We start from the raw sequence: 19636 nt of genomic DNA on the forward strand, positions 1-19636 counted from the left end.
ACCTTGAAGTCAGGACTGCTCCTCCTCTACGTTCGCCGGGCACTCTCCCCCGACGGAAGGACCCTCATGGCCGCATCGTCCCGCACCGGAATGGCCTCTGACCTGGGCCTGCTCGTGGCCCGCCTCCTGCTCGGCGCGATCTTCGCCGCGCACGGCTACCAGAAGCTCGTCACCTTCGGCCTCGCCGGAGCGACCGAGAGCTTCCGCGGCATGGGGGTGCCGGCTCCCGAGATCGCCGCTCCCGTCGTCGCGATCGTCGAGCTCGTCGGCGGCATCGCGCTGATCGCCGGCGCCTTCACCGGGATCGTCGGGCTGCTGCTCGCGATCGACATGCTCGTCGCCGCGCTCCTCGTGCACCTCCCCCAGGGCGTCTTCATCGACGCCGGCGGCTGGGAGCTGGTCGGCGCGCTCGGCGCCGGTGCGCTCGCGATCGCCGCGGTCGGGGCGGGGCGCTTCTCGCTCGACGCCCTGCTGCGCGGCCGACGCGGCTCCCGCAGCCGCGCCTCCTCCGCCGCGACGGCGGCCTGACCCGACAGGGTCCCGCTCCGGCGTCTCCGGCCGCCATCACCCGTGCCCGGCACGGCCCCTGACGGGGGCGGCGCCGGGCGCAGTGCATTCGGCTCGGGCTCAGCCGCGCTGGGGCATCCCGAGCACGTAGGAGGCCTGGGCGAGGTGCTGGATCGCGTCGTCGACGATGCTCACCAGGCGGGCGCCGCGGGTGACGGGCGGGTCCCAGGCCTCGTCGACGATGTCGCCGAGGTCGAAGGCGGCGAGCTCGTCGAGGTAGTACTCCAGCGCGTCGAGGGAGGCGAGGACGTAGTCCAGCAGCGCCTCGCCGTCCTGGACCTCGATCGCGCGGGCCTGCTCGGGGCTGTGGCCGTAGCCGACGGCAGCCCCTTCCGCGCCGAGCCCGAGGCGCTCGCCGAAGCCTCCCCTGGCCCACACCTCGTCCTGGCCGGTGAGCGCGGCGAGCTGGACGTCGATCTCGCGCCCGGTGTGCCACAGCAGCCAGGCGATCGAGTTGGGGTGCCCGCCGGGGTGGGCAGCGAGCTCCAGGGGGCCCAATCGGCCGCGCAGAGAGTCGGCCACGTGACGGGGGCGGGAGGCGAGGTCGCGGAGCAGGTCGATGGCGTCCATGGTCCGACGGTACCCGTCGGCACGCCCCTCGGTCCGTCGGTCGCCGAGGATGGCCTCAGCAGGTGCGGGCTCCGCGCCAGAACCAGGACCCGGGTCCGGCCCCTCAGCACGCCTGCGGGCCGGAGGGCCGGCGGGCCTGCGGGTCGGCGGGTCGGCGGGTCGGCAGCGTGGTCAGGCCATGGCGTATGACGTGCCACTACGCCTTATTAGTATAGAGGTACGCCACACGCCACTACTCGACCAGGATCCCCCGCGGCAGGGCAAGAATGAGGCCGAAAGGGCGCGGCCAGGCGAGAACCGGCGGAACAGGTCCGTGCGGAGGAGAGCGGGGCAGGTCCGAACGGGAGCCGAATGGGCACAGGAGCCGGCCCGGGGAGGCGCGGCTCAGGTGGGAAGCGGCCCGCTCCGGGTCGTCAGTCCTCGGCGATGACGCCGTCGGCCTGATCGGGGTGGCGCTGCAGCCAGCTCTCGAGGAAGGGGCAGATCACCAGGACGGGGAGGGCGGCGGCCCGCGCCTCGGCGAGCACGGTGCGCACGAGCACGGAGGCGACGCCCTCGCCGCGGTGCTCCGGGTCGGTGACGGTGTGGATCAGCTCGATCCGGCGCCGGGTGCGCTCGTAGATCATGATCCCGACGACCTCTCCGCCGCGCACCGCCTCGTAGCGGCGGGCCCCGGCGTTGTCCCGCACGGCGATGCGCTCCTCGGGATCGTGGGCGTGCCGTTCGGGGAGGCCGTCGACTCCGATGGACATGGGCGCGCCCCTTCCGTGGGATGCCTCCACGGTACGGCAGTCGGGGCGGCCGCGGCAGGGTCGCGGCGGCCCCCGGCGCCCGCGTCCGGAGGGCGCCGGGGTGGCGAGACCGGGTCGGGCGGCGGCCTCCGGGTCTGGAGTCGATGGTCTCCGGGTTAGGCGTCCGCGGCCTCCGGGTCAGGCGCCGGCGGCCTCCGGCTCCGCGTCCTCCGGCTCGGCGCGCAGCACGCGCAGATCGCCCTTGGCCGTGCGCCCCTCGATGACCAGGGTGCGCTCGGCGTCGCCGGCACCGTCGGCCGGGGTGAGGCGCACGTCGCGCCGGCCGAGCCCGGTGGCGAGGTCGACCCGGGCGGCGGTGCCGGGCGCGACGCGCACGGTCACGTCGCCCAGGCCGCTGCGTGCCTGGAGGGTGCCGGAGAGTGCGCGGCGGATCGAGATGCCGCCCACGCCGGTGGTGATCACGGCCTCGCCGTCGAGCTCGGCGAGGTCGACGCCCCCGGTGCCGGTGGTCACGGCGATGCGGCCGCCGACGGGGGCGAGCACCACCTCTCCCGTGCCGGTCGTGGCGCGCACCGCGCCGGTGACGGGGGCCAGCACGATGTCGCCGAGGCCCGTGGTGGCGTGGACGTCGCCGGGCGCGGGGCCGACGGCGATGTCGCCGGTGCCGGTGGTCAGGTGCGTCGCCTCCTCCGCGCCGCGCTCGACCGCGATCTCCCCGGCGCCGGTGCGGGCCTCGAGTCGGCCCAGGTCCCCGGTCACGGAGAGGTCGCCGGCGCCGGCGTGGGCGGTGACGCGGGAGCGGGCGGGGACCTCGATGACGAGGTCGAGCTGTCCGGCCAGGCCCGTCACGCCGCGGGCGGCGGAGCGCAGGCCGCGGGAGATCTTCTCGCCCCAGGTGCCCGTGCCGCGTCCGAGGCCCATGACCAGGTCGCCGAAGCGCTGAGCCTCGTCGGCGGGGGCGTCGACGGTGAGGCGCTCCTGGTCGAAGCGGACGCGCATGCGCCGGGCGAGATCGCGTCCGGCCTCGTCGGCGGGGCGCAGCTCGACGCGGACGGCGGTGCCGGGGCGGGTGCGCAGCACGACGTCGCCGCGCAGGTTCTGGATGTTCGCGTCGACGGGGCCGGCGGCGACGAACTCGTGGACGATCGGCGTGAGGGGCGCGGAGCCCTGGTCGTGAGCGGTCCGGTCGGCGGTGTACCGGACGGAGGGGTCCTGCTCGGGGGCGGTCTGCTCGGACATGGTCTCTCCCGGAGGGGTCAGAGGAACCAGCCGCTGGTGCGGCCGGCGCCGTGGGCGGGCGCTGCGGTGGTCTGGGGCTGGTCGAGGTGCGCGGTGAGGGCGCGCACCAGATAGGTGTTCACGCTCAGCTGCTCCTCGGCCGCGGCGCGCTCGAGGCGGGTCTTGAGCGGCTGGGGCGGGCGGAAGGTGACGCGGGCGGTGCCCGCTTCCGCGGGCTCCTCGGGCTCCGCCGGCTCCCCCGGCAGCGGGGGCACGGGCGGGGCCGACGGTGCGGGCGGGGCGCCCGGCGCGGCGGACCGGGGCGGCACGGCGGGGTGCGGCGGGGCGGGAGAGGCCGCCGGCGGGGCGGACGGCGCGACGAAGGGGACGGCCGACGGATCGGCGCCGGCCGGGGGCACGACGCGGACGGTCAGCTCCTGCCCGATCAGGCCGAGCTCGACGCGACCGGGGGCGATCTCGGCGGAGACCTCCGCGGCGACCTGCCCGACCGCCTCCTGGAGGGCGAGGCGGAGGGCGGGCTCGAGGGCGAGGTAGAGCATCCCGGCGGCCTGCCGGGTGGGCTCGTCCCCCACGGCGGCGTGGGCGGCGAGCTGCTCCTGGACGGAACGGGTGAGCAGGCGGAGGTCCATGGCTTCATGGTGACGCCATTATGGCGTCACGTCAAGGGTGTGTGACGCCATTCCGCGCCCCGGCGGGCGTGGGGCGTGCGACCATGCTGGTCGTGACTCCGGACCCCGCACAGACCGCCCCCGCACCCTCCTCCCCCGCGCCCGGCGCCGGGCACCTCGCCGAGTCCGCGGAGGACTCCGCCTTCTCCCGCGCCGCGGACGCGCTGCAGCGCCACCGCGACCCCTCGGAGGTCTGGGGCGACGAGCGGGAGGCCGTGAGCCTCGCCCTGCGCTGGGCCGCCTCGCACACCACCGTCGCCACCGACCCCAAGACCACCGCCCGCAGCGCCGAGGAGCTGCAGGCCGAGGTGGGCGCGACCATCACCGAGGACGGCATCGGCGCCGCCCGCGCGATGGAGCTGTTCGAGGAGGTGCTGCTGCCGGCGACCCGCTCGAGCGAGGACCCGATGAACCTCGCCTACATCCCGGCCGCGCCGACGCGGGCCGCGGTCGCCTTCGACACCGTCGTCTCCGCCGCGAACGTGTTCGGCGGGATCTGGGAGAACGGGGCCGGCGCGATCTTCGCCGAGAACCAGGTGCTGCGCTGGCTCGCGGACCTGCTGGGCTGGCCGGCGGACGCCGCCGGGGTGTTCGTCTCCGGCGGCACCCAGGGGAACCTCTCGGCGCTGGCCACCGCGCGCGACCACGCGCTGCGCGAGCGGGGCCGACGCCCGGACGGCGGCTGGGCGCTGGCCTGCGCCTCGACCGCCCACTCGTCGGTCGCCTCGGCCGCGCGCCTGCTGGACATGGACGTGGTGAGCGTCCCGGTGGACGACCGCGGACATCTCACCGGCGCCGCGCTCGAGCCGCTGCTGGCAGAGGATCCGCGGATCTGCGCGGTGGTCGCCTCGGGCGGCACCACGAACGCCGGGATCGTCGACGACCTCGCCTCGGTGGTCGAGACCGCGCACCGCCACGGCGCCTGGGTGCACGTGGACGGCGCCTACGGCGGCGCGGCGCTGGTCTCGCCGAGCGCCCGGGCGCGCTTCGCGGGCATCGAGCAGGCCGACTCCTTCATCGTGGACCCGCACAAGTGGCTGTTCGCGCCCTACGACTGCTGCGCGCTGCTGTACCGGGATGCGCGCCCGGCGGCGGCCGCGCATTCCCAGCACGCCGCCTATCTCGACTCGATCGACCGCGGCGAGTCCAACCCCTCGGACCTCGCCGCGCATCTCTCCCGCCGCGCCCGCGGCCTGCCGCTGTGGTACTCGTTGGCCACCCACGGCACCGCCGCCTATGCCGCGGCGGTGGACCGCTGCCTGGACTCGGCCCGCACCGTCGCGGAGGCGATCCGTGCGAGCGAGCACCTCGAGCTGCTGATGGAGCCGGAGCTGTCGGTGGTGGTGTTCCGTCGGCCGGGCTGGACGCCTGCCGCCTATCGCCGCTGGTCGCAGCGGCTGGCGAAGGACGGAACGATGCTGTGCGTGCCCACCGCGTTCCGGGGCGAGATCGCGCTGCGGCTCGCCTTCGTGAACCCGGCGACGGATCCGCGGGCCGTGATCGCGGTGCTCGAGGAGACGATGCGGGAGGCCGACGGGAGCTGAGCGCTCAGGCTCTCGCCGCCCGCTCGTCGCCGTCGCCCTCGGAGCCGCGCCCGGCCCGATCGTCGGCCCCGCGCCCTGCCCCGCGCCCTGCCCGCTCGGCGTCGCCCTGGGCTCCGTGCCCGGCCCGCTCGGAGCCGCCCTCGGCCTCGCGCGCCGCCTCCAGCTCCGTCACGAGCCCTGCGACGCGGTCCGCGTCCTCGTCCCGGCCCAGCGCCTCGTAGGCGGAGCGGGCCCGGCGGGCGGCGCGGCGCGCGGCCGCGGTCTCGCCGCGTCGGGCGAGCAGGTCAGCGTGGCGGTCGTCGAGATAGGCCGCCCAGTAGCGGGCGCGCGCGTCGTGCCCCTCGGGCATCCGCCCGATCGCCTCGAGCACCTCGCGGCGGCGGGCCTCGTAACCGGCCTGGTCGGTCCCCTGCTCGCCGCGGGCGAGCGAATCGCCGGCGACGATCAGCACCCCCATCCGGGCGTCGACCAGGTGGTCCCACAGCAGCTCGGGCGGCAGGTCCCAGCCGGAGTCGGGGCGGGTGCGGCGCTCGATCTCGCGGGCGGCGACGTGCACCGCCCCGGGGCGCCCCAGGTCCAGCGCCCGCCGCATCGCCAGGGCGTTCGCGCTGAGCTCGGTGCGCAGCCTCTCGGAGCGCTCCTCGCGCGGGGTGTCGAGGTCGTCGACGAGCCAGCGCGCCGCCGCGGCCAGGCGCTGCAGCTCCCCGAGGGAGGCGGCGTGGTCGCCGGCGCGCTCGTGGAGGCTCGCGGCCAGCCGCGCCGCCTCGAGCAGGGAGCGGTGGTCGCGGTGCTCGCGGGCGAGGGCGCGGGCCTGCTCGAGCGGCACCCACGCCGCGTCCAGCCGCTCGGCCTGGAGGCGCTGGGCGGTGACGGCCAGGAGCGGGGCGATCCGCAGCCGGCCCTGCTCCAGGGTGCGCTGGAGGGAGAGCAGCCGCCCTGCGGTGAAGCCGGCGAGGTCCGTCGCGCCGGCCGCCATCAGCGCCTGCAGCAGGGAGGTGATCAGCCCGATCCGCAGCGGGGGGTCGTCCACGTCGGCGAGCCCGCCGAGCGCCTCGAGGGCATGATCCGCGGCGACGACGGGCCGCTGCTGCCCGAGCGTCCGGGCGAGGAGTGCGTGGGCGCCGGTCTCCAGGCGCCAGGGGTCCGCGGGGGCCTCGCCGCGCTCCGTCGTCTGCTGCGCGGTCAGCTCGAGCACGTCGAGGGCGAGGCTCACGGCCCCGTCGACGTCGCCGACGGCCTCGAGGGCCTGCGCGAGCCGGAGCCGCAGCTCGCGCTCGGGGTCCTCGAGCAGCGCGTCTCGCACCTCGGGAAGGGCGGCGAGCGCGGCCCGGAGCCGGGCCACGGCGCGGCGCGGGTCGACGGTGCCGCCCCGTCCCCCGTCGGGGCCGGGCACGGAGCTCGCCTCGAGGGCGCGCACGACGGCGAGCATCGGGGCGGAGGCGCGGAGGGCCTCGCCGCGGCGTCGACCCCGGGCCGCGGTGCCCTTCCGGTCGGGCGCCTCGGCGAGGGGGCCGCGCTCGAGCAGGACCTGCACCACGGCCGCGGCCTGCTCGGTGCGGCCGCTGCGGTGCAGGAGGGAGACGAGGTCCGCGGAGTCGCTCTCGGCCTGCGCGGCGTCCCCGCTCCGCAGCGCGCCGCGCAGCGCCGCCCGCAGCAGCGCGGCGCGGTCCGCGGGGCGGGCGGTGCGGCGTCGGAACTCCGCGGCGAGGCGGCGCGCCTCCGGGAGGCGTCCCGCCGATATGAGATCGCTCACCCGGGCGGCCGCCTGCGCCACGTCCCGGGGACGGGCGAGCGGGAGCTCGGCGGGGTGCAGCGCGATGCGCAGCGCCTCGGGTCCGGGCAGGTCCCGCCCGGCGCGGTCGTCGCCCGGCACCGGCAGCGAGGCGGCACCTGAGGTCATCACACGACGAAACCTACCAAGCCGGGCATCGCCCCGCCTGACCTCCTGCTCGGGCATCCTGCAGGGCTTCTCCGTACACTGTTCCCGGTCGCGCCGCCGCGGTGCGGGGACCCGCACCGCCCGCCGACCCGATCCTGAGAGAGAGGTGGAAGGTGACCGTCGACCTCACCGCGGACCCGTCGGCTGATGCCGACGACGACAGGGACCGGACCACGAGGGCACGGAGCGCAGAGGCTCCCTCCGCCGCGGCCGCCGCCTCCCCGGGCCCCGCCGGGACCCCGGATCCGCACGCGTCGATGCCCACCACCGGCCGCTACGCCGGCCACCTCCACTTCGACGAGACGATCACCCCCGTGCTGCGCACCGATTTCGACGTCGAGGCGTACACCCGGCGCGGCACCAGCCGGATCGCCGTCGACACCGAGCTCCACGCCTCCCAGGAGCCTCTGCGCGAGCAGGAGCGCCTCGCCCTCGGCGTGCTGCAGCGCCTGGAGTCCTCCGCGCTCGCCGAGGCGCGGACGATGCTCTCGACCGTCACTGCGAACGAGGCCCGGATCACCGCCTTCCTCGCGACCTGGCTGGTGGACCGCCACTGGCAGGCCCGCGCGCTGCGCGATCTGCTCACCGGCGACCACCCCGTCGAGCGCCCCGCCCCGTCCCGTCGGCCGCGCCGCCTCGCCAGGCTGCGCCGGATCCACGTGGACCGCGTCCAGCCGCTGCTGACCCCGCTGTGGAACGCCGCGGCCGGGGAGCCCGTCGCCGCCGGCCACATGGCCCGCATGGCGATTCAGGAGGCCTCGCTCGTGGCGGGCCTCGACGCGATCGCGCGACGCCTGGGCGGCGAGGCCGAGCGCGTGGTCCGCACCGTGCGCGCCCGCCAGGAGGCGGCGGTCGACTTCTTCACCCAGGAGGCCATCGGCCGCGTCACCCGCTCACGCAAGGAGGCCGTCGTCGCACGGCTCGTGCTGAGCCTGGGCTCCCCGCTGCACGGCGGCGGGGTGCCCGATCCGGACCTCGACGCGGCGCTGCAGGTGCTGGGCGCGGATCCCCGCGACCGCGCCGGCCTCCACCGCGCCCGACGGGAGATCACCCGACTGCTGCCCGGTCCGGACCTGCCCGACCCCCACCTGCTCTCCCTGCCCCGTTCCGGAGTGTGACATGGCCTTCGACATCGATCATTTCGCCGAGACCTCCCTGCCCGTCAAGTACGCGGATCTCGACTTCGACCTCTTCGACGAGCAGCCGCTGGACGCGCAGACCCTGCGCTCCCTGCGCTACATGTGCGACGTCGAGTACCACACCTCCTGCTTCATGCGCGATCTGCTGGTGACCCCCTCGCACCGCGAGGAGGAGGCCGGCGGCTTCATGACCGTGTGGAACCGCGAGGAGTACTGGCACGGCGAGGCCCTCGCCCGGGTGCTCGGCCGGCACGGCATCGTCGTGGACTACGACGAGGTCAAGGCCAAGCGCGTCAAGCTCGGCTGGCGGGCCGCGCTCGGCCCGATGAAGCAGTCCTCGCTGTCGAACCTGGTGGGCAAGGACTTCCTCGCGGTGCACATGACCTGGGGCGCGGCCAACGAGCTCTCCGCCGTGGCCGCCTACCGTCGGCTCTCCGCCATGGTCGACCACCCGGTGATGACCCCGCTGCTCAAGCGGATCGCGCAGCAGGAGACGCGGCACGTCGCCTACTACACGACCTCGGCGCGGCGGTACCTCGAGGCCTCCGAGCGGGCCCCGAGGCTGGTGCGCCTGGTGATGTCGAAGGTGTGGAAGCCGGTGGGCAGCGGGATGATGGACGAGTCCGAGGTGCGCCACGTGATGAACCACCTCTTCGCCCATCAGGGCGACGAGCTGGACAAGCTCGACAAGCGGGTCCAGAAGATGCACGGCCTGGACGGGCTGACGATCTTCCGCAACGCCTTCGCGCGCCTCGGCGTGCCCGCCTGAGCCGCGGCGGCTGAGCGGTCCGCTCCGTCCGACCTGCCCGGAACGCACCCCTCCAACCCCCTCCTGACCTGCAGGTTCTTCTCTGAGATCCGTCTCATCATCGCTTCATCGGCGCTTCATCCGCCGTCGGTTCACTGCTCCTCGTACGGCAGGCCCGCCCCGGGGCCGGCCACGGACCCACCCACCGAGGAGCCCCGAGATGACGATCCTGCACCCCGAGACCACCGCCGCGACGCTCACCGCCACGAGCCCCGCGAGGGCGCCGCAGGACGTGCGCTCCCGCATCGAGCTCGCCAAGCACGCCTTCTCCACCCGCACCGTCGGCGCGCACCTGCGCCGCGCCCGGAAGGTCGAGCTGATCACCGGCGAGCACGTCCCGCAGCCCGGCGAGGTGCTCCTCGCCGAGGTGACGAAGGTCGGCCACCACAAGCGCCTGGAGAGCCCCGTCTCCCGCCGCCAGATCCTCTTCCCCGGCGACGAGATCGTCGTCGCCTACGGCAGCCGCTACGCCGCCGACCAGTTCCTCGCGATGATCCCCGGCGACCTCGGCCCCGCCCATCTCGCGGCCGCGGGCGGTCTGGCCTCCCGGGTGCTCGAGCAGCACTCCGGCGTCGGCTCCCCCACCGAGATCGAGCCGATCGGCGTGATCCGCGACGAGCACGGCCCGCTCGCCCTCGCCCGCACCGCCTCCCACCAGGTGCTGCGCTCGATCACCGCGCGCACCGACCGCCCCGCCCATCACGTCCCTGTCATCGCCGTGCTCGGCACCTCGATGAACTCCGGGAAGTCGACGGTGCTGGCCCATCTCGCGCACGGCCTCGCCGCGGCCGGGCTGCGCGTGGCCGCCGGGAAGGCGACCGGCACCGGCGCGGGCAACGACTACAACCTCTTCCTCGACGCGGGCGCGCACCGCGTCCTGGACTTCACCGACTTCGGCTACTCCTCCACCTTCCAGGTCGACGTCGAGGAGGTGCGCGACCTGTTCCTGTCGATGGCCGACGAGCTCGCCGGCGGCGCCGCCCGTCCCGACGTGGTGCTGCTGGAGATCGCCGACGGCGTCTACCAGGGCGAGACCGCGCGCCTGCTCGCCGATCCCGAGGTCGGAGGGGTCGTGGACCGGGTCGTGTTCGCGGCCGGCGACGCGCTCGGCGCCGTCGGGGGCGTTGCGGCGCTCACGGAGCTCGGCCGGACACCGTCGGTCGTCTCCGGCGTGGTGACCAGCTCGCCGCTGGCGACCGCGGAGGCGCGCCGCGCCCTAGACGTGCCCGTGGCCGGCACCTTCGACCTCACCGAGGCGGAGGTGGCGCGCGGTCTGGTCGAGGACCTGCTGAAGGAGCGCCTCGCCGATGCGTCGTGACCGCGGGGCGAGCCGGCCGGAGCGCGGTTCGATGCGACGTGAGCGCGAACCGGAGCTGCAGGCGAACGGCCTGCTGAAGAACCCTCCCCCGCTGCCCCCGCTGATGCGGGGGAAGCGCCGACTGTGGCTGACGGGGCTGGTGCTGCTGGGGCTGGGGCAGGCGGCGCTCGGCGCGCTGTCCGCCTGGGCGCTGGTGACCATGCAGGGCGCCCCGGCGGGCATGTCCCCGATCCTGCTGCGGGCCCTGCTGCTGCTGGTGCTGACCGCGCTGGCGATCGGTGCGCTGACCGTGCACCAGCGCGTGCTGGCCGAGAAGCTCGGCCAGGACTACGTCCACCAGCTGCGCCTGACCCTGCTGGGCGATGCGCTCACCCCCGGGCACTCGACCTCTCTCGGCGTGACCGTCGCCCGCACCACCAACGACCTCTCCGGGGTGCGCAGCTGGGTCTCCCAGGGCATCGCCCCGCTGACCGTCGGGGTGCCGCTGATCCTGGGCAGCCTGGGCACCCTCGTCGTGCTGCATCCGCTGCTCGCTCTCGCGATGGCGGTGCCGCTGGTGGTGCTCGGGCTGTGCCTGCTGGTGTGGGCGCGGACCGCGCTGATCAAGACCCGCCGCATGCGCCGAACCCGCGGCCGCCTCGCCTCTCGCATCGCCGACACCGTCACCGCCTCCGAGGGGATCCTCGCCGCGGGCGGGTCGAAGCGGGAGCTGCGCAACCTGCGCGAGACCTCCGGGAATCTGGTGGAGATCGCGGTGGACCGGGCCGAGACCGTCGGCACCCTCCGCGCCGGCGGCGTGGTCGCCTCGACGCTGACCACCCTGCTGGTGGCCGCGGCCGGGATCTACCTGGGCCAGTCCCCGGGCGTGACCATGGCGGCGATGGCCGTCGCCGGGATCGCCTCGTCGCCGGTGCTGGAGATCGGGAGGATCGTCGAGTACCGCCAGACCCACCTCGCGGCCCGCATGGTGCTGGGCCCGGCGCTGGCCGGGGCCGAGCAGCGCCGCCGCCGCGCCGAGGAGCGCCGCCGGCTCTCCGCCGAGGTCGAGGCACCGCGAACGGTCGGGTCCGGCGACGCGCTGGTGCACCTGCACCTGCCCGGTCTCACCGCGGGCGATGCCCCGCTCGTGGCCGGGCCCCGCGACCGGGTGCGCCTGGTCTCCGAGGACCCGCGCGCCCCACAGGAGATGCTGCGCCGGGTGCTGGAGCTCTCCCCCGGCCCCGAGCTCGCCGCCCCCGACTCCGTGTGGGTCGACGGACAGAACCTGCGCACGCTCGGCCCGAAGCGGGTGCGGCGCCTGGTGGGCCATGCCGCCGCCGGCACCGTCTTCGAGCGCGGCACCGTGGGCCGGGCGCTGCACTACCGCCGCCCCGACCTCGACGCCGCCCACGACCAGGAGATGCTGGACCTGGTGGGGCTGGACGTCGACTCCCTCCCCCGCGGCGGGCGCACCCCGCTGCGCCGCGGCGGCGAGCCGCTGGACCGCTCGGACCGGGCCCGCCTCGCGCTCGCCCGCGCGATGTACGGCACCCCGCCGCTGCTGCTGATCGACGGCCTCGAGGGTGACCTCGACGACGACGGCCGGCGCATGCTGGACCGGGTGCTGAGCTCCTATCCGGGGGTGGTGGTGATGGCCGGTTCCGGGCAGCTCGCGCAGCTGCTGGGCGCGCGGGAGCACCGCCTCCACGCCCTGCAGGCCGGGACGATGCCGCAGCGCGAGACGGTGGGCGGCCGCGCCGACGGCGAGGACGACGACTGAGAGGACGGCGGCTGCGGGGATGACGAGAACCCCGAGGCCACCGCAGGAGAGAGCCCGGACGGCGCCATTGCCGTCCGGGCTCGATCTGTGGGAGGGGACTCCGTCTGCGGAGCGGGCTCAGCCGCTCGACGAGGGGCGGCGCCGGCCCGGCTCAGTCGTCATCATCGTCGTCATCATCGTCATCGTCATCGTCGTCATCGCCGTCGTCGTCGTCGTCGCACTCGAGCTCGCCGTCGTCCCACTCGCAGACGCCGGAGGGACGCTGCGGGGGTGCCGGTGCGGGCTTCGCGGGCGCGGGCCTCGAGCCCTCCGAGGAGGACCCGCCCGACGAGGAGCCGCCTGACGAGGAGCCGCCGGGGGACGAGCCGCCGGTCGAGGGCTGCTGCTCGGCCGGCGCGGCGGGCGAGGGGGCCGGAGCAGGCTCCGGAGCGGGCTCGGGCGAGGGCTCTGCCTCGATCGCGCCGATGCCGGTGCCGGAGTGGATCCCGCGCACGGGCTGCTCGGTCGCGGCCGGGCGCGGCAGCGCCACGGCGGCGCCGTCGGCCGACGGATCCGCGCCCGCGGCGGCCGGATCGGTCCCGTCGGCGGAGCGGGAGCCCTCCCCGCCGCCACCACCGGCGCGAGCGTCACCGCCGGCATCGGAGGCGTCGCCGATCGTGATCCCGGCCCTCTCCTGCGGGCCCTCCTCCTCGACCGAGGGCAGCACGGCGAGCGCGGCCGCGGCGAGCGCGACGGACACGATGATCCCGGTAGTGCGAAGAGCCTTCATGTCGGCGAGGCTCCCAGCAGGCGATGAGACCCCTGTGAAGGGTCGATGAGAGGACTCTCATGAACCCGCTTCGTGGGCCGTGGCCTGCGGCGACGCGCCGTCGAGGGGGGCGGCCGGCGAGAGGCGCGGCCGGACCGCGGACGCGGCCGGAGAGGCGCGGCCGGAGAACGGGTGCGGTCTGCGGGGGCGCGGCCGACGGGGCCTCGACCCGCGGGGGCTCGGCCGCCGGCGGCGCTCAGGCGGCGGGGTCGACCATCTTGTAGCCCGCCCCGCGCACGGTCACCAGGCGGGGCGCGCCGAGCTTGCCACGCAGGTAGCCGACGTACACGTCCACCACGTTCGAGGCGCCGTCGTAGTCGTAGCCCCACACCTTCGACAGCAGCAGGTCGCGGGTGAGGACCTGGTTCGGGTTCTCCAGGAACACGCGCGCCATCGTGAACTCGCGCGAGGACAGCTCCACCTCGCGCGGGGCGCCGTCGACGGTGCAGCTGGCGATGCGGCTGCGCAGGTCCAGGGAGAGGTCTCCGAGGGTGAGCACGTCGGCGCTGACGGCGGCGGCGCCGGCGGTCGCCTCCCGGGCGCGCAGCTTCACCCGCGCCAGCAGCTCCTCGAAGCGGAAGGGCTTGGCGATGTAGTCGTTCGCGCCGCTCTCGAGCCCCTGCACCGTGTCCTCCACGCCGGTGCGGGCGGTGACCATGAGGATCGGGATCTGCACGTCCATGTCGCGCAGCGCCTTCAGCACCTGGAAGCCGTCCATGCGCGGCAGGCCCACGTCGAGGATCAGCAGGTCGAACTCCCCTCCGGAGGCGAGGTCCAGCGCGGCGATGCCGTCCTCCACCACGGTGGTCGCGTAGCCGTTGGCCTTCAGACCCCGCTCCATGAAGCGCGCGATCCGCGCCTCGTCCTCGGCGATGAGGATCCTCATCCCTGCTCCCTCCGGGGTGGCTCGTCGGTCTCGTCGTCGGGGCGGTGCGTCGCCCGCGTCCCAGTATGACCGCTCCCGGGCTCCGCACCCTCGCCGACGGTCCTGGCGGCCTCGGGGCTGAACTGCGGGAACACGATCGTGAAGGTCGATCCCCTGCCGAGCCGGGAGAACAGGCGCACCGCCCCGGCGTGGCCCTCCGCGATCGCCTGCACGATCGGCAGGCCCAGACCGGAGCCGGCGCCGCGCGCGCCCTCGGCCCGGGTGAAGCGCTCGAAGACGCGCTGCTGGTCCTCCTCGGCGATGCCCACGCCCTCGTCGCGCACGCTGACGTGGATCTCCGGCCCCTCGGGCCCGAGCACCTGGTCCACGCCGAACCAGATCCGGGTCCCCTCGTCGCTGTAGCGCACCGCGTTCGCGGCGAGCTGCACGACCGCCTGGGTGAGGCGCTGCTCGTCGACCTCGGCGACCACGTCGGCCGTGCGCTCGAGGATCCACTCCCGCTCCCCGATGTGCTCGATGCGGGCGAAGGCGGAGCGGGTGAAGGAGGCGAGGTCCACCGGGCGGGGCTTGACGTAGTCGGGGCGGCTGGAGGCGGCGAGCTCGGAGAGGTCCCCGACCACGCGGCCCATCCGGTCCAGCTCCTCCATCGCGATCTGGTGGGACTCGACGACGTCGTCGGGATCCTGCACATCGGTGGTCTCCAACGTGCCGCGCACGATGGTCAGCGGGGTGCGCAGCTCGTGGCCGACGTCGCTCATGAACCGGCGCTGCTCGGCGAAGCCCTCCTGGATCCGCTCGAGCATGCGATTGAAGTTCTGGGCGAGCGCGGAGATGTCGTCCCCGCCGTCCGGGACCTGCACCCGGTGCTCGAGGTCCGTGACGGTGACCTGCTCGGTCGCGCCGCGCAGTTCCCCCAGCGGCCGCAGCAGACGCCCGGTGACGACATAGCCCACCCAGCCGGCCAGCAGCAGCACCAGCACGGACATCCCCGAGAACAGCGCCACGCTCTGCCACAGCTCGCGTCGCTGCGCGCCGATGTCGTTGGCGACCACGAACACGCCCTGCTGCTCGTCGCCGGCCACGGAGACCGACGCGATCAGCACGCGCAGGTCCCGGCCGTGGGCCTCCATCGGCACGATCACCGTCCTGTCCGGCACCTGCGCGTCGAGGATCTCGGCGAGGACCATCTCGGACTCGGCCGTGACCGCGGCGGCCTCCGCGTGCGAGGCGTCCTCGGGCGGTTCGGGCAGCAGCGCGAAGTCCTGCTGGCGGGGCTGGTAGCGCGGCTCCCCGTCGATCAGGGCGATCACCGACTCGTGGTCGGAGGGGGCGGCGGAGTCGGTGGCGTTGAGCAGCACGCTGTCGACCGTGGTGTGGATCGTCTCGCCCTCCGCGTCGGTGGAGTTCGCGATCAGGGACAGCTCGCTGTGCTCCTGCCACAGCTCGGCGTCGATCCGCTGGTCCAGGGCCCGGAACTGCGCGGCGAAGGTGAGCACGCCCGTGACGGCGAGGCCGCCGGCGATGAAGACGAGCAGGGTCGAGAGCACGCGGGTGCGGACCGTCCAACGGCTCGGCCCGCGCGGGGTGCGGGTGCGGGACGGGCGGCGCGAGGTGCAGGTGCCGATCGGGCGGGTCTCGTCGGCCACCACGTGCTCCTCCCGCTCGTGCTCCGGATCCCACCCGGTCCCGGAGCGGGACGGTGCGGGGGCCATGGTCGGCTGATGGCGTATACGGCACCACTATGCCAATAACGGCATAGAGGTACGCCATGCGCCATCACCTGACCATCCCCCGTCCGACGGGGACGGCGGGGAGGGCGGGGAGGGAGAGGCACGGAGCAGGCTGGGGCGGGCCGGGACGGGACGGGACGGGACGGGGCGGGACGGGGCGGGCAGGCCGGGACGGGTAGGCCGTGAGACGCCGGGACCCGGGAGGGGCCGGGCGACGCGTGGTCGCCCGGCCCCTCCCGGGTCCGCCCCGTGGATCAGTCGCGGCCGAGGCGCCGCTTCACGATCCCGACGATCCCGCCGCGCTCCTTGATCGACCGGCCCTTCCGGCCCTGGCCGGCGGCCCCGGAGCCGGAGCTGCCGCGCAGGTCGGGACGCCGCTGGGCGAGGTCCCGCTGCTGGTCGGTGGGCGTCGCACGACGGCCGGTCGCACCGGTGCCGCCGGCCCCGGTCGCGCCGGCCTCGGTCGCGCCGGCGCCGCTGTCCACGCCGGCCCGGCCGCCGGCCTCGCTCTCGGCGAGGTGATCCACCGGGGCGTCGCCCTCGGCCTCGCGCCGCTCGGCCTCCGCGCGGCTCGAGCGGCCGTTGCGGCGCTCCGCGGTGCGGGCCTCCTCGCGCAGTCGGCGCCGCTCCCCCGGGCCCTCCGCCATCCGGTACAGCACCGGCACGATCACGAGGGTCAGCAGGGTCGAGGAGATCAGACCGCCGATGACCACCACGGCCAGCGGCTGGGCGATGAACCCGCCGTTGCCGGTGATCCCCAGCGCCATCGGGACGAGCGCGAAGATCGTCGCCGCCGCGGTCATCAGGATCGGGCGCAGACGCTTGGAGGCGCCGAGATGCAGCGCCTCGTCCAGGGCCATCCCGTGGCGTCGGTACTGGTTGACCAGGTCGATCAGCACGATCGCGTTGGTGACCACGATGCCCACCAGCATCAGCAGGCCGATCATCGAGGGCAGTCCCAGCGGCACCCGGGTGATGACCAGCAGGCCCAGCGAGCCGATCGCCGCGAAGGGGATCGAGACCAGCAGGATCAGCGGCTGGATCAGGGACTTGAAGATCCACACCAGCAGCACGTACACCAGCAGGATCGCGGCGACCATGGCGATGCCGAGCTGGCCGAAGGTCTCGTCGATGTCCGCGGCCGTGCCGCCCACAGTCGCCTCGACGCCCTCGGGCAGGTCCGCCGCGGCGATCGCGTCGTTCGCGGCGCGGGTCGCGATGCCCACGTCCTCACCGGCCGGCGTCACCGAGACGGTCACCGTCTCGAGCCCGTCCTGGGTCGAGATGGAGGGGCGGGAGAGCTCCTCGTCGACCGAGGCGACGTCCGTCAGCGGGATCGAGCCCATCAGCTCGAGGTCCTGCAGCTGCGCGAAGGTGTCCACGCTCTCGCCGCCCTCGACGTAGATGTCCAGCTCGTCGTCCTCGAGGGTGATCGTGCCGATCGCCCCGGGGAACATCTGCTGGGCGACCAGGCCGACCACGGCCTCCTCGGTCAGCCCCATCCGGGCCGCGGCCTCACGGTCCACGGTCACCACGGCCGTCGGCTGGTCGCCCTCGAGGTCGGTGGCGACCTCGGAGACGCCGTCCGGCAGCGGGTCGAGCTCGGCCACGATCGCGTCGTTCGCGGCCTGACGATCCTCCGCGGTGGGGCCGGTGATCATGATGTCCACCGAGTTCGAGCCGGTGGGCGAGGCGACGTCGGCCGCCTCGACCTCGCCCGGCTCGCGCAGGGCCTCCAGCGCCGCGACCATCTCCTCGCTCAGCGCCTCCTGATCCGCGTCGGCATCAGTGGTGATCGAGAAGCTGACCTCGTTCTCGCCGCCGCCGCCCATGCCGAACTGGCCGCCGCCGATGGTGGTCTGCACGGTCTCGACCCCGTCGATCTCCAGCAGCGCGTCCTCGGACTCGGCCGCCTTGTCGGAGGCCTGCTGGAGGTTGGTGCCGGCGGGGAGGGTCTGGGTGATCGAGGCGATGTTCTGCCCCGTGTCGCCCAGGAAGCTGACGTTGACCAGCGGGATCAGCAGCACGGTGCCGATCAGCACGACCACCGCGCCGCCGAGGGTGAGCAGACGGCGCGGCAGCGTGTCCAACGTCGCCCGCAGCACGGGGGCGTAGAGGCGGTGCAGCCAGGTGTGCTCCTCCTTCGCCTCGGCGTCCTCGCGGATCGCGGCGACCTGCGCCGCGTCGTCGGGGTCGATGTCCTCGTGGCCCTTCGGGGGCTTCAGGAACCAGTACGCGAGCACCGGCACGATGGTCAGCGCCACCAGCAGCGAGGACAGCATCGCGATACCGACGGTGAGGGCGAAGGGCCGGAACAGCTCCCCGGCCATGCCCGCGACCACCGCGATCGGCAGGAACACCACGACGGTGGCGAGGGTGGAGGCGGTGATCGCGCCGGCGACCTCGCCGACCGCGTCGAGGATCGCGCGGCGCTTGGTCTTGCCGTAGGCGAGGTGGCGCATGATGTTCTCGATCACCACGATCGAGTCGTCCACCACGCGGCCGATGGAGATCGTCAGCGCCGCCAGGGTCAGCATGTTCAGCGTGTACCCGGTGACGTACATGCCGATGAACGCGATCAGCAGAGAGGTCGGGATCGAGATCGCGGTGACCACGGTGGGCCGCACCCGGCGCAGGAACAGCAGGATCACTCCGACGGCGAAGAGCAGGCCCAGCAGGCCCTCCTCGGCCAGCGCCAGGATCGACTCCTGGATGAAGGGGGCCTGGTCGAAGACGACGTCCGCCTGGGCGTCGCCGCCGACGCCCGCGAGGGTGTCGTCCAGGACGCTCTCGACGTCCCCGGAGATGTCCACGACGTTGCCGTCGACGGTCGCGGTCACCATCACCACGAGCGACTCGCGGCCGTTGGTGCGGGAGACGGAGGTGGGGTCCTCGGTGGTCTGCTCGACGGTGGCGACCTCGCCGAGGGTGACGGGCTCCGCGGGCTCGCCCGGGGCGGTGCCGGGCTGGGTCTGCTGCCCGTCGGCGCCCTGCGCGCCCTGCTGGTCGGCGCCCTGCTGACCGCCTGCGGCCTGTCCGTCGGCGCCCTGCTGGCCGGCGCCCTGCGCGTCGTCGCCGCCGGACCCGGAGGCGCCGTCGGACGGCATCAGCACGATCCCCTCGAGGCTCTCGAGGCTGTCGATGCTCTGCCCGAGCACGACGTCCATCGTGCGATCCCCGTCGGTGACGGAGCCGCCGGGCAGGGACAGTCCGTTGGCGTCCAGGGCGGTGGAGATGTCGTCCTCGGTCAGGCCGTTCTCGGCGAGCGCGGCCTCGTCCGGGGTGATGCGCACGATCTGCTCGGGCGCGCCGATCACCGCGACAGAGGAGACGCCGCCGATGCGCTCGAGCTCCGGGGTCACCGAGGCATCCAGGCGCGAGGCGAGGTCGGAGGGGTCCAGGTCCGAGGAGACCGACAGCACCACGGCCGGGAGGTCGCTGGTGCCGCCGGAGATGACCTGCGGGTCCGCGTCCGAGGGGAGCTGCTCCTCGATGCGGGAGAGCGCCGCGTCGACCTGGTTCGAGGAGCGGGCCACGTCGGTGCCGTAGGTGAGCTCGACGGTGACCATCGACAGCCCCGCCTGGGAGGTCGAGGAGGTGGCCTCGACGTTCTCCAGCCCCTGCAGCGACTGCTCGACGGGGCTCGTGATCCGGTCCCTGACCTGCTCGGACGAGGATCCGGGAGCGGTGGTCATCACCTGGATCTGCGGCAGGGAGACCGAGGGGATCAGCTCCTGGCGCATCGTGGTCATGATGAACGCGCCGATGATCGACACGGCGATGCACACCAGGGCGATGAAGGACCTGTTGTTCAGACTCAGGCGGGCGAGGCGGTTCATCCTGCTCCTCGGGAAGGCGGTCCGACGGGGGTGGGTCCCGCCGACCGGCGGGGCGTGGGCCCCGTCGCCG

15 protein-coding genes are annotated in these 19636 nt (G+C 74.7%); 6 read left to right on the forward strand and 9 right to left on the reverse strand.

Features of this window, described 5'->3' with window-relative positions; all coding sequences use genetic code 11:
• The first annotated feature begins 66 nt into the window (after positions 1–66).
• Positions 67–528 carry a DoxX family protein gene (locus A4A78_RS00735; protein ID WP_062946536.1) on the forward strand — a complete coding sequence of 154 codons (462 nt, stop codon included), beginning with the start codon at positions 67–69 and terminating at the stop codon, positions 526–528.
• Between the two features lie 99 nt (positions 529–627).
• On the opposite strand, the gene A4A78_RS00740 is transcribed toward A4A78_RS00735, so the two are convergent.
• The 4 genes from A4A78_RS00740 to A4A78_RS00755 all read right to left on the reverse strand — a co-directional run bounded on the left by A4A78_RS00740 (position 628) and on the right by A4A78_RS00755 (position 3757).
• Positions 628–1137 carry a DinB family protein gene (locus tag A4A78_RS00740; RefSeq protein WP_062946537.1) on the reverse strand — a complete coding sequence of 170 codons (510 nt, stop codon included), beginning with the start codon at positions 1135–1137 and terminating at the stop codon, positions 628–630.
• Between the two features lie 413 nt (positions 1138–1550).
• Positions 1551–1889: a GNAT family N-acetyltransferase gene (locus A4A78_RS00745; protein WP_082835110.1), complete on the reverse strand. Its 339-nt coding sequence runs from the start codon at positions 1887–1889 to the stop codon at positions 1551–1553.
• Between the two features lie 177 nt (positions 1890–2066).
• Complete coding sequence (locus tag A4A78_RS00750) at positions 2067–3128, reverse strand: hypothetical protein (protein WP_062946538.1); 1062 nt, start codon at positions 3126–3128, stop codon at positions 2067–2069.
• A gap of 17 nt (positions 3129–3145) precedes the next feature.
• Complete coding sequence (locus tag A4A78_RS00755; RefSeq protein ID WP_062946539.1) at positions 3146–3757, reverse strand: hypothetical protein; 612 nt, start codon at positions 3755–3757, stop codon at positions 3146–3148.
• Between the two features lie 92 nt (positions 3758–3849).
• On the opposite strand from A4A78_RS00755, the gene A4A78_RS00760 reads away from it, so the two are divergent.
• A complete protein-coding gene (locus A4A78_RS00760) occupies positions 3850–5340 on the forward strand; it encodes an aminotransferase class V-fold PLP-dependent enzyme (protein WP_082835233.1) in 1491 nt (496 codons plus the stop codon).
• Between the two features lie 4 nt (positions 5341–5344).
• On the opposite strand, the gene A4A78_RS00765 is transcribed toward A4A78_RS00760, so the two are convergent.
• Positions 5345–7240, reverse strand: a complete 1896-nt coding sequence (locus A4A78_RS00765; protein WP_062946540.1) for a hypothetical protein — start codon at positions 7238–7240, stop codon at positions 5345–5347.
• 296 nt (positions 7241–7536) lie between these two features.
• Between A4A78_RS00765 and A4A78_RS00770 the strand changes: the two genes are divergently transcribed.
• From A4A78_RS00770 to A4A78_RS00785, 4 genes are all read left to right on the forward strand, one after another.
• Entirely contained in the window at positions 7537–8397 is an 861-nt protein-coding gene (locus A4A78_RS00770; RefSeq protein ID WP_231880772.1) for a hypothetical protein, read from the forward strand.
• A gap of 1 nt (position 8398) precedes the next feature.
• Entirely contained in the window at positions 8399–9187 is a 789-nt protein-coding gene (locus tag A4A78_RS00775) for a ferritin-like domain-containing protein (RefSeq protein WP_062946542.1), read from the forward strand.
• Between the two features lie 199 nt (positions 9188–9386).
• Positions 9387–10544 carry a hypothetical protein gene (locus A4A78_RS00780; protein WP_062946543.1) on the forward strand — a complete coding sequence of 386 codons (1158 nt, stop codon included), beginning with the start codon at positions 9387–9389 and terminating at the stop codon, positions 10542–10544.
• Between the two features lie 31 nt (positions 10545–10575).
• Positions 10576–12303, forward strand: coding sequence for an ABC transporter ATP-binding protein (locus A4A78_RS00785; protein WP_062947900.1), 1728 nt, complete (start codon positions 10576–10578; stop codon positions 12301–12303).
• 151 nt (positions 12304–12454) lie between these two features.
• Here the strand turns inward: A4A78_RS00785 and A4A78_RS00790 are convergent, their stop codons facing one another.
• From A4A78_RS00790 to A4A78_RS00805, 4 genes are all read right to left on the reverse strand, one after another.
• Entirely contained in the window at positions 12455–13072 is a 618-nt protein-coding gene (locus A4A78_RS00790) for a hypothetical protein (protein WP_062946544.1), read from the reverse strand.
• Between the two features lie 235 nt (positions 13073–13307).
• Entirely contained in the window at positions 13308–13997 is a 690-nt protein-coding gene (locus A4A78_RS00795) for a response regulator transcription factor (protein ID WP_062946545.1), read from the reverse strand.
• The gene (locus A4A78_RS00800; RefSeq protein WP_231880773.1) at positions 13994–15709 is read right to left on the reverse strand and encodes a cell wall metabolism sensor histidine kinase WalK; all 1716 of its coding nucleotides are present in this window, start codon (positions 15707–15709) and stop codon (positions 13994–13996) included. Before A4A78_RS00800 ends, A4A78_RS00795 begins: the two co-directional genes overlap by 4 nt.
• A gap of 272 nt (positions 15710–15981) precedes the next feature.
• Positions 15982–19566 (reverse strand): efflux RND transporter permease subunit, encoded by a 3585-nt coding sequence (locus A4A78_RS00805; protein WP_062946546.1) that lies wholly within the window; start codon positions 19564–19566, stop codon positions 15982–15984.
• Positions 19567–19636: the final 70 nt, after the last annotated feature.

Source organism: Brachybacterium sp. sponge, from assembly GCF_001613775.1.
GTDB classification, from domain to species: Bacteria; Actinomycetota; Actinomycetes; order Actinomycetales; family Dermabacteraceae; genus Brachybacterium; species Brachybacterium conglomeratum.